This window comes from Halochromatium sp., assembly GCF_054919635.1.
The window spans coordinates 1-9,384 of sequence record NZ_JBUDPI010000129.1; the positions used below are offsets into that span (position 1 = coordinate 1).

General features: G+C 62.0%; 10 protein-coding genes. 7 read left to right on the forward strand and 3 right to left on the reverse strand.

Going from position 1 to position 9,384, the window contains the following annotated elements; translation table 11 throughout:
• The 3 genes from ACY693_RS09605 to trpC form a co-directional block, all read left to right on the forward strand.
• The coding region (locus tag ACY693_RS09605) for a DUF4332 domain-containing protein (protein WP_462321606.1) at positions 1-344 on the forward strand (344 nt) is incomplete at its 5' end.
• Positions 345-364: 20 nt separating this feature from the next.
• Positions 365-1,384, forward strand: a complete 1,020-nt coding sequence (gene trpD, locus ACY693_RS09610; protein ID WP_462321615.1) for an anthranilate phosphoribosyltransferase — start codon at positions 365-367, stop codon at positions 1,382-1,384.
• Between the two features lie 10 nt (positions 1,385-1,394).
• On the forward strand, positions 1,395-2,210 hold the full coding sequence (gene trpC, locus ACY693_RS09615; RefSeq protein WP_462321607.1) for an indole-3-glycerol phosphate synthase TrpC: 816 nt from the start codon (positions 1,395-1,397) through the stop codon (positions 2,208-2,210).
• An 87-nt stretch (positions 2,211-2,297) separates the two neighbouring features.
• Here trpC and crp read toward each other — a convergent pair whose 3' ends face one another.
• A complete protein-coding gene (gene crp, locus ACY693_RS09620; RefSeq protein ID WP_462321608.1) occupies positions 2,298-2,945 on the reverse strand; it encodes a cAMP-activated global transcriptional regulator CRP in 648 nt (215 codons plus the stop codon).
• A gap of 120 nt (positions 2,946-3,065) precedes the next feature.
• Here crp and ACY693_RS09625 point away from each other — a divergent pair, with 120 nt between their 5' ends.
• Both ACY693_RS09625 and speD read left to right on the forward strand, forming a co-directional pair.
• Positions 3,066-3,500, forward strand: coding sequence for an OsmC family protein (locus ACY693_RS09625; protein ID WP_462321609.1), 435 nt, complete (start codon positions 3,066-3,068; stop codon positions 3,498-3,500).
• An 84-nt stretch (positions 3,501-3,584) separates the two neighbouring features.
• Entirely contained in the window at positions 3,585-4,418 is an 834-nt protein-coding gene (gene speD / locus ACY693_RS09630; RefSeq protein WP_462321610.1) for an adenosylmethionine decarboxylase, read from the forward strand.
• Positions 4,419-4,544: 126 nt separating this feature from the next.
• Here the strand turns inward: speD and coq7 are convergent, their stop codons facing one another.
• Together coq7 and ACY693_RS09640 are read right to left on the reverse strand one after the other, a co-directional pair.
• Complete coding sequence (coq7, locus tag ACY693_RS09635; protein ID WP_462321611.1) at positions 4,545-5,189, reverse strand: 2-polyprenyl-3-methyl-6-methoxy-1,4-benzoquinone monooxygenase; 645 nt, start codon at positions 5,187-5,189, stop codon at positions 4,545-4,547.
• A complete protein-coding gene (locus tag ACY693_RS09640; RefSeq protein ID WP_462321612.1) occupies positions 5,176-6,510 on the reverse strand; it encodes a (Fe-S)-binding protein in 1,335 nt (444 codons plus the stop codon). The genes coq7 and ACY693_RS09640 overlap by 14 nt, the downstream gene beginning before the upstream one ends.
• Before the next feature lie 116 nt (positions 6,511-6,626).
• Between ACY693_RS09640 and ACY693_RS09645 the strand changes: the two genes are divergently transcribed.
• Both ACY693_RS09645 and ACY693_RS09650 read left to right on the forward strand, forming a co-directional pair.
• The gene (locus ACY693_RS09645; RefSeq protein ID WP_462321613.1) at positions 6,627-6,950 is read left to right on the forward strand and encodes a (2Fe-2S) ferredoxin domain-containing protein; all 324 of its coding nucleotides are present in this window, start codon (positions 6,627-6,629) and stop codon (positions 6,948-6,950) included.
• A gap of 226 nt (positions 6,951-7,176) precedes the next feature.
• Positions 7,177-9,081 (forward strand): cellulase family glycosylhydrolase, encoded by a 1,905-nt coding sequence (locus ACY693_RS09650; RefSeq protein ID WP_462321614.1) that lies wholly within the window; start codon positions 7,177-7,179, stop codon positions 9,079-9,081.
• The last annotated feature ends 303 nt before the right edge of the window (positions 9,082-9,384 follow it).

Consider the following 9,384-nt stretch of genomic DNA (forward strand, 5'->3'; position numbering starts at 1 on the left):
ATGGCCTCGCCGATAACGACGCCTTCGTCAGTGCTGTCGCCACGCCCGCGCAGCGCAAAGACCTGGCAAAGCGCTGCGACTGCGAGACCGCGACCATCCTCGAGCTGGCCAATCGCGCCGACCTCGCGCGCATCAAAGGCGTGTCCGGGGTCTATTCCGATCTGCTCGAGAATGCCGGCGTCGACACCGTCAAGGAGCTGGCCACCCGCAATGCCGCCAATCTGCACACCAAGCTGACGGCGACCAATGCGGCAATGCAGCTGACGCAGCGTCCACCGACGGCGGCGCAGGTCGAGGACTGGGTTGAGCAGGCGAACGCGCTGCCCAAACTGCTGAGCTACTGATGACCAGCAGCGCCGCACCGATGGATATCAAGCACACGATTGGGCAGCTGGTCGACGGTGGGGATCTGGATGCCGCCACCATGACCGCCACCATGAACGCCATCATGACCGGTCAGGCAAGCCCCGCGCAGATCGCCGGCTTCCTGGTCGCCTTGCGTCTCAAAGGCGAAACCGTCACCGAGATTGCCGCGGCCGCAAAGGTCATGCGCAGTCTCGCGAGCGGCGTCGATCTGGCCGGACTCGAGAAGACCGTGGATATCGTCGGGACCGGCGGCGATGCCTCGGGCACCTTCAACGTCTCCACCACCAGCATCTTCGTCGCCGCAGCGGCCGGCTGTTGCGTGGCCAAGCACGGTAACCGCTCGGTCTCATCCAAGTCCGGTGCCGCGGATGTGCTTGAGGCCGCTGGGCTGCGTTTGGACCTGAGCCCGGAACAGGTTGCTCGCTGTGTGCGCGAGGTCGGGGTGGGATTCATGTTCGCGCCCGCGCATCATGGCGCGATGAAGCATGCCATCGGCCCAAGGCGCGAGCTTGGCATCCGCTCGATCTTCAACGTGCTCGGGCCACTCACCAATCCAGCGGGCGTCCAACATCAGGTGCTCGGCGTCTTTGCCGAATCGCTGTTGGAGCCGCTCGCAGAGGTCTTGCAGCGCCTCGGCTCCCGCCATGTACTGGTGGTGCACGCCCGTGATGGCCTCGATGAGATCAGCGTCGCCGAGCGGACCGATATCGCCGAGCTGAAAGAAGGCGTGATCACTCGTTACAGCGTCGCGCCTGAAGATTTCGGTCTGGCTCGCTCATCCCTTACCGAGATCCGGGTCGACGACCCAGCGCAGAGTCTGGCCCTGTTGACCGCTGTGCTGGATAACCAACCTGGCCCGGCACGCGATATCGTCCTGCTCAACGCTGGGGCCGCGATCTACGCCGCCGATGTCACCTCCAGCTTCGCCGACGGCGTTCGCCTGGCCGACGAGGTCATCGCCAGCGGTGCTGCCCGCCAGCGCTTCGATGCGCTGATCGCGCTGGCCAAGACGCTCTGACTGACCTCCCATGCCTGAGATACCGGATATCCTCAAGCGTATCGTTGCGCGTAAGCACGACGAGGTTGCTGAGCGCAAGCAGCGGGTTTCGGGCCGCTCACTCGAGGTCCGTGCCGCCGATGCGTCCCCGCCACGAGGCTTCGCTGAGGCCTTGCACCAACGGGTCAATACGAGGGCAGCCGCCGTCATCGCCGAGATCAAGCGCGCCAGCCCAAGTAAGGGCGTGATCCGAGAGGATTTCGATCCGCCCGCGCTCGCCCGCTCCTATGCCCAGGGTGGCGCGAGCTGTTTGTCGGTACTGACCGATCGCGATTTCTTTCAGGGCGACGACCAGCATCTGATCGACGCCCGCGCCGCTTGCGCACTACCGGTGATCCGTAAGGACTTCGTCATTGACCCCTACCAGGTCGTCGAGGCGCGCGCCCTAGGTGCCGATTGCATTCTCTTGATTGCCGCCTGTCTCGAGGATGCGGCACTCGCCGATCTCGCCAGGCTGGCCAGAGACCTTGGCCTCGACGTGCTGATTGAGGTCCATGATGCGCTCGAGCTCGAGCGCGCGTTGGCCGTGCCCAGCCGCCTGCTCGGCATCAATAACCGCGATCTACGCAGCTTCGAGGTCGACCTGCAAACCACGCTGGATTTGAGATCGCAGGTCCCTGCAGATCGGCTGCTCATCACCGAGAGTGGCATCCATACCGGCGATGATGTCGCGCTGATGCGTGACCGTGGCGTCCACGCCTTCTTGGTGGGCGAGTCGTTGATGCGCACCCCCGATCCCGGAAAGACCCTGGCGGCGATCTTCTCGTTAGACGACGCTAGGTCCTAAGCCAGGCCCACACTGAGACGATCAACGGGACCCTCAATTCCGGGTCCTCAGTCGGCCTCTAGATTGGGCAACGACCGGGAACAAGACTCAGCGGGTGCCAAACACCACGATGGTGTTGCCACTGACACTGATGTGCCCCTTCTCTTCAAGGCTCTTCAGCACCCGACCCGCCATCTCCCGCGAGCAGCCGACCATACGACCGAGGTCTTGGCGAGTGATTCGAATCTGCATGCCATCCGGATGCGTCATGGCATCAGGTTGCTTGCACAGCTCGAGCAAGGCCCCGGCAATGCGACCGGTCACGTCCAAGAACGCGAGATCCCCGACCTGCCGACTGGTTTGACGCAGACGCTGCGCGAGCTGTCCGCCGATCGCAAACAACAATCCCAGCGCATGCTCGCTCAGCTCTCGATGCAATAATTGCTGCACCCGGGTGTAGCTGATCTCGGCGATGGTACAGACCTCGCGCGTGCGCACGATCACGCTGCGCGTGGTCAGGGACTGGAACAGTCCCATCTCGCCGATGAACTCGCCCTTGTTGATGTAGGCTAAGGTCAGCTCGTGGCGATCGTCGTCTTCGATCAAGGCGGTCACCGAGCCGTCGATGAGATAATACAGACTCTCGGCTGGCTCACCGCGGCGGATAAAGTCGACATGCTTCTCATAGTACTTGGTATGGCAGTGACTCAAGAACGGTTTGAGCCAGTCAGGCTCATGCGGTGGCTTTACCAGCATCGATGCAACCCTATCTCACAGAGTGAAGAAACAGAGTCTAACAAGTCTTGGTGCCCGCACGATGCATGCTAGGCTTCGCGCGATCACTGCAACCCTGACGAGATCCCGATCGGAGAGCGCATGAAGGTACGTGTCAAGTGGGTCGAAGGGACCGCGATGGTCGGTGAATCTGGCAGCGGACACGCCCTGGTGATGGATGGCCCGCCCGATGCCGGCGGCCGGAACCTCGGACCCCGTCCAATGGAGATGCTGCTGCTCGGCATGGGCGGCTGTACCCAATTCGACGTCTTGCTGATCCTGCGCAAGGCGCGCCAGGCGGTGACCGATTGCGTCGTCGAGATCAGCGCCGAGCGCAGTGAGGCCGACCCCAAGGTCTTCACCAAGATCCACGCCCATTTTATTGTCACCGGCCGGGCGCTGAGTGAGACCCGGGTGGCGCGCGCGATCGAGCTGAGTGCGACAAGGTATTGCTCGGCCTCGATTATGCTCGGTGCAACGGCCACCATTACCCATGACTATGAGCTGCGCGATCTTGACGATATGGCGGTCGCCTAACCGACACCAGCAGCCCCGTTTGGTCGCGCTTGCAACCCACCACAGCGCGGCGTAGCCTATCGCCCCCTCACCTCGGGGACAACGATGCCGAAGATCAAAAAGCGCTTGAAGCTGGAAGGGTTCAACAACCTGACCAAGTCTTTGAGCTTCAATATCTATGATGTCTGCTATGCGAGCTCCGCGGAGCAGCGCCAGGCCTATCTCGAGTACATCGATGAGGCCTATAACGCGGAGCGACTCACCGGCATTCTGACAGACGTGGCGAATATCATCGGCGCGAATGTGCTCAATATCGCGCGCGAGGACTACGAGCCCCAGGGCGCTTCGGTCACCATGCTGATCGCCGAGGAGGCCGTGCGCGAGGAATCAATGTCCAACGCGGCCACGCCTGGCCCCTTTCCGGACGCCGTCGTCGGACACCTCGACAAGAGCCATATCACCGTCCATACCTATCCCGAGAGCAATCCGCACAGCGGGATCAGTACCTTTCGCGCCGATATCGATGTCTCCACCTGCGGACTGATCTCGCCACTGAAGGCCCTGAACTACCTGATCCACGCGCTCGAGTCCGATATCGTCATCATGGACTACCGGGTGCGCGGCTTCACCCGCGACGTTGGCGGCCGCAAGCATTTCATCGACCACAACATCAGCTCGATCCAGAACTATCTCTCGAGGGACACCAAGGACCGGTTTCAGATGATCGATGTCAACGTCTATCAGGAGAATCTCTTCCATACCAAGATGGTCGTCAATCGCTTCGATCTCAACGACTATCTGTTCTGTGTCACAACCTCGGATCTGTCGGACAAGGAGCAAGAGCGCATCGAACGGCTCGTGCGCCGTGAGATGATGGAGATCTTCTATGGTCGCAACCTGTCGCGCGAGATCGCGACCTGGCAGACACCCGACAGTTGAGGCCTCACGCTGAGGCCCAATCGTGACCCTCGGAGCTGAGCCGTAAGGCTGAGATCACTGGATTCAGGGTTCAGGGTTCAGGGTTCAGTTCACTGGGCCTAGCCAGCTGGCCAGAGATACCTGGGCTTAGACCCAGTAGGCGCCATGGGTCATCACCTTAGAGACGGCCCGCATCGCAAATTTCACCGCTGTCGGTAGCTCAGCGCCGCCCGCACCCTTGGCGACCTGGGCGTGGTGCGCCTCATCGCTCTTCATCTGTTCGAGCACGGCGCGCGTGCGGTGGTCATCGGCCGGTACCTGCGTAATATGCGCATCGAGATGATCCTCCACCTGCCGCTCGGTCTCGACCACAAAGCCAAGGCTCCATTTGTCGCCGGCCAGCCCGGCCGCCGTGCCCATCGCGAATGAGCCGGCGTACCAGAGCGGATTGAGCAGGCTCTTGCGGCCCCCCAACTCTTGGATACGCTCCTCACACCAGGCAAGGTGATCATTCTCCTCCTGCGCCGAGCGTTCCAGGCGCTCGCGCACACGCGCGTCGCGAGCCGTCAATGCCTGGCCCTGGTAGAGGGCCTGGGCGCACACCTCCCCGGTGTGATTGACGCGCATGAGACGGCCAATATGCAGGCGCTCATCCTCCGTGAGCTCGACCTCGGGAGCGGTCTTTCCCGGGTTGTCCCGCTCGGTCACCGCAGGACGGCCAAAGAGGGTGCGCAGTGTTTGATCGACGCCGATCAGGGCGCGGTCGATTGGACTGTAATCACGTCTGTTCATTGGTCTGTGAGCCCCTGAGTTGAGATGCGGGCGGGTTGGCGATACAAAGCTGTTGTTCGATGAGCTGAATCGGATGGAGCACCTGGGTCTCCAGTCCCGCGTCGCGGAGTTGCGCTGCCAGGTGCAAGGCGCAGCCGGTATTGGTCGTGACCAGGTAGTCTGGCCTGAGCTGCTTCAGGGCGTCCACCTTGGGCGCGGCCAACGTCAGTGCGATCTCTGGATGTTCGGTCAGATAGGTCCCTGCCGCTCCACAGCAAGTCTCGTTTCCCGGCAGAGGCGTGACCAACAGCTCGGGAATCCGTTGCAGGAGCTGATAGACCGCTGTCTGATCGCGCAGCTGATTGCGGTGCGAGCAGGGCTCGTGGACGGCAACGGTTGCCGACAACGGGCGCAGATAGGCGCTGGCCGGCCAGGGTAGATCGAGCAGAAAACGACAGATCTCAACACTATCCAAGTGACCCTGCTCGCGCAGCTCAGCCACACAGGCGCTAGCGAGGCCCACAATGGTCCGCCCGCTGAAGGCCTCGGTGTTTGTCCTCAGCAATCGATCAGCCTGATCAGGATGCCCGTTGTGGCGATGGATCGCACCGCAGCACTGCTGCTCCTCCGGTATCTCGACCGGCTCACCGAGGCGAGTCATTAGGCGCAGCGCTGCATCCTCCAAGGGTTGATCTGTAAGCCGCGCGATGCAGCCGCGGAATAGGGCAGGGCGGCCTTCAGCCACTCGCCTGCTCACCTTGCTCTGATCACACGCAAGGCGCTTCCGAGGCCAACGCAGTGCGCGCGCCAAGGGATCGACCACCCGAATGACTGGCCAGTGTCGCGAGAGGCGCTCGATGAGTGACGGCGGCAGTCGCAGCCAGCGATAGCCGATGCCGAATGCGGCCAGGAGCCGAAGTCCAGTCGATCCTGTCAGCAGTGCAAGTCGTGCCCGCCGAAGTCCACGTTGCCAGCGAGAGCGACCATGCTCGCGGACTGCACGGGCGCCATCCATGAGGGCGCCATAACGCACTAGCGAGGGGCAGCTCGGCTCACAGGCGCGGCACTCGAGGCATTGGTCCAGGTGTCGCTGGAGGCGAGGCCCATCGTCAATCGCGCCGCTCAGCCACCCCTGGATTAGGGCGATACGGCCACGCGGTGACTCACCTTCGTCGCGGGCGAGCTTGAAGGTTGGGCAATGCGGGAGGCAATAACCACATTTCACGCACTGATCGGCTAGATTCAGCAGGCGGGTGATCTCAGGCTCAGCGATCTCTGCTGATGCCGGTGTTGACTGTTGTGACCACAACGCACTGGGTCTGGACTGATCGGCCTCGGTCATGGGCGCCAGAGATTTTGCCGAACCGCGCGTTGCGATTCTCGCGCTGCAGCCGCACGCTCTAGACTCGGCACCAGCGCTGCTGGTGCCTCTTTTAGGTCGGATTGGAGCCTCTGATTGTGTCCTATTACAAGCATCATCTGTTCATGTGTATCAACGAGCGCCCCGACGGCAGTCAGTGCTGCGCACAGTGTAACGCCCAGGACTCGCGTGACTTCTTGAAGAAACGCACCAAGGAGCTAGGGATCGCGGGTCAGGGCGGGGTCCGGGTCAACACCGCTGGTTGCCTAGACCGCTGTAGTGAGGGGCCGGTAGCGGTCGTCTATCCAGACGAGGTTTGGTACACCTACGTGGACAAGGAAGACCTCGAAGAAATCCTCCAGTCACACCTGATCAAGGGTGAGCCCGTCGAGCGGCTGCGCCTGCCGGACCCGGGAGTGTAACCGCTCGGCCCAGTCGCCTTCTAGGCTCGCTCGACCCCTCGGATCACTCCAGCGGCGCCAGCATCCGCCCGAGCGCCTGCAGATGAGCGAATGGTCATCGAATGGCAAGGCGGCTGTAGGCTGTCGGTGCCTAACCTAGACTTGTTAGGCTGCAGTGTTTTCATCCAAATCACCGAACAGGCGCCGGGCCCGCCTGAGCATGGCGCCGCAACCAGAGGCCACGCCAATGCCTAGGCTCACTCACGTGCTGGCAACCAGGCTCTTCGCCACCGCCCTTGTCCTTGCACCTTTACCGGCCCTCGCCGCCACCTACGAGGTCGTCGATGGTCGTATCCACCGTGACGGAGCACCGATCAACCTTTTCGGCGTGAATTGGTTTGGGGCAGAGACCCTCGATCACGTCCCACACGGCTTGTGGGCGCGCCACTATCGCTCGATGATCGAGCAGATCAGGCAGACCGGATTCAACGCCGTGCGCGTGCCAATCTGCCCGATCACCCTCGACAACGTCACCCCAAGCTCAATCGACTATAGCAAGAACCCGGAGCTTCAGGGCCTCGGCAGCCTCGCGATCCTTGATCGGGTGCTGGCCAAGATGGATCAGCAAGGGCTCTATATCCTGCTCGATCATCATCGCCCCGACTGTCGAGCGATCTCCGAGCTCTGGTACACCGATGACTACAGCGAGCAGGAATGGATCAGCGATCTGCGCTTCTTGGCCGATCGTTACCGCAAGCTCGAGCACTTCGTTGGCATCGATCTCAAGAACGAGCCGCACGGCGCCGCGACCTGGGGGACCGGCAATCTAGCAACGGACTGGAACCTGGCGGCCGAGCGTGCTGCTGAGGCCGTGCTCGAGATCAACCCAGATCTGCTGATCTTTGTCCAAGGGGTCGGCGACAATCCGGTCTGCTCCTCGAACAGCAACCATTGGTGGGGCGGCAATCTCGAGCCACAGGCCTGCGCGCCAGTGGCCATCCCTGAGGAGAAGTTGGTCTTCTCACCGCATGTCTATGGTCCAGACGTCTTTGCACAGCCCTACTTCAATGATCCAAGCTTCCCGGCCAACATGCCGGCGATCTGGGACCAGCACTTTGGATTTCTGGCGGATCAGGGGCGAATTCTCGCACCAGGAGAGTTTGGCGGTCGCTATGGCCATGGCGGTGACCCTGCCGACATCGCCTGGCAGGACGCCCTGGTCGACTACTTTATCGACAAGCGCATCTGTGACTTCTTCTACTGGAGCTGGAATCCCAACTCCGGCGACACCGGCGGTATCCTGCAAGACGATTGGCACAGCGTCTGGACCGACAAGCTCGATAACCTAGGCCGCCTGACCGCAGCCTGCGGCCTGGATGTCGCACCCGCCTGCAGCGACGGGCTCGACAACGATGGCGATGCGCTCACTGACATGGATGATCCAGGCTGCACCAGCGCCGATGACGCCAGTGAGTACAATGCGCCGAACGACGACGATGAGGACCCCTCGGGAGATGGCGCCGAGGTCGAGCTGGTCATCCAAAACGATTGGGGCACCGGCTACTGTGCCGACGGCATTGTGACCAATCCCACCGCTCAGCGCCTGACCTGGCAGGTCCAGATTGAGGTGGACGGCGTCATCCGCGATTTCTGGAACGGGCGCTACAACGATCTCGGCGGTCAGATCGCGGTGACCGGAGTCGACTGGAATGCCCAGCTCGCTGCTGGCGAGCGCACCCGCTTCGGTTTCTGTGCCGAGCGCGGGGCGACGCCTCCACCACCCCCGCCCGCAGCCTGCGGCGATGGAGAGGATAACGACGGCGATGGCCTGATCGATCTTGCCGATCCTGGCTGTGAAAACAGCGTTGATGACGACGAATACGATCCCCCAAACGGCGGCTCGCTGCGCGCTGCGCTGTCGATCCAGAGCGACTGGGGTGCTGGCTACTGCGCCGACGTCCTGATCCGTAACCAGAGCGCGCAGACTCTAGATTGGTCGGTCCAGCTCAACATCGAAGGTGTTGCGGATAGCGTCTGGAATGCGACTGCCGAGCAGCAGGGCAACGTGCTCAGCCTAGAGGGTGTCAGCTGGAACAACCTGGCCGCACCGGGTGAAACGGTCGAATCCGTCGGCTTCTGTGCGCAACGCTGAGCCCTGGAGCTAACTGCACGATTGGGCAGGGAGGCCCGCCAGAGCTTTGTGCGAGCTTGATCGTGCCCTGGGACAGAATCGAACAGCCACGGGGCCAGCCCTTGCGAACCAACCGCTAGCCCATTGCATAACAGGTCCAGCACTGCCGGCATGCGCCTGTGGATAAGCTGTCCATCGAATTCAGCCCGCTTTTGTCCACAGACCGTGCACAGTATCAGCGCCCGTTACGGCACGACCTTATGATTTCTGTAAGTGCCTGTCATGTAATACGTTCTGCGACGATAGACGGGTTATCCACGCTGC

Excerpts from the sequence above, each read along its gene's own strand:
- trpD (WP_462321615.1), top strand. The coding sequence starts at position 365 with ATGGATATCAAGCACACGATTGGGCAGCTGGTCGACGGTGGGGATCTG.
- trpC (WP_462321607.1), top strand. The coding sequence starts at position 1,395 with ATGCCTGAGATACCGGATATCCTCAAGCGTATCGTTGCGCGTAAGCAC.
- crp (WP_462321608.1), bottom strand. The coding sequence starts at position 2,945 with ATGCTGGTAAAGCCACCGCATGAGCCTGACTGGCTCAAACCGTTCTTG.
- ACY693_RS09625 (WP_462321609.1), top strand. The coding sequence starts at position 3,066 with ATGAAGGTACGTGTCAAGTGGGTCGAAGGGACCGCGATGGTCGGTGAA.
- speD (WP_462321610.1), top strand. The coding sequence starts at position 3,585 with ATGCCGAAGATCAAAAAGCGCTTGAAGCTGGAAGGGTTCAACAACCTG.
- coq7 (WP_462321611.1), bottom strand. The coding sequence starts at position 5,189 with ATGAACAGACGTGATTACAGTCCAATCGACCGCGCCCTGATCGGCGTC.
- ACY693_RS09640 (WP_462321612.1), bottom strand. The coding sequence starts at position 6,510 with ATGACCGAGGCCGATCAGTCCAGACCCAGTGCGTTGTGGTCACAACAG.
- ACY693_RS09650 (WP_462321614.1), top strand. The coding sequence starts at position 7,177 with ATGCCTAGGCTCACTCACGTGCTGGCAACCAGGCTCTTCGCCACCGCC.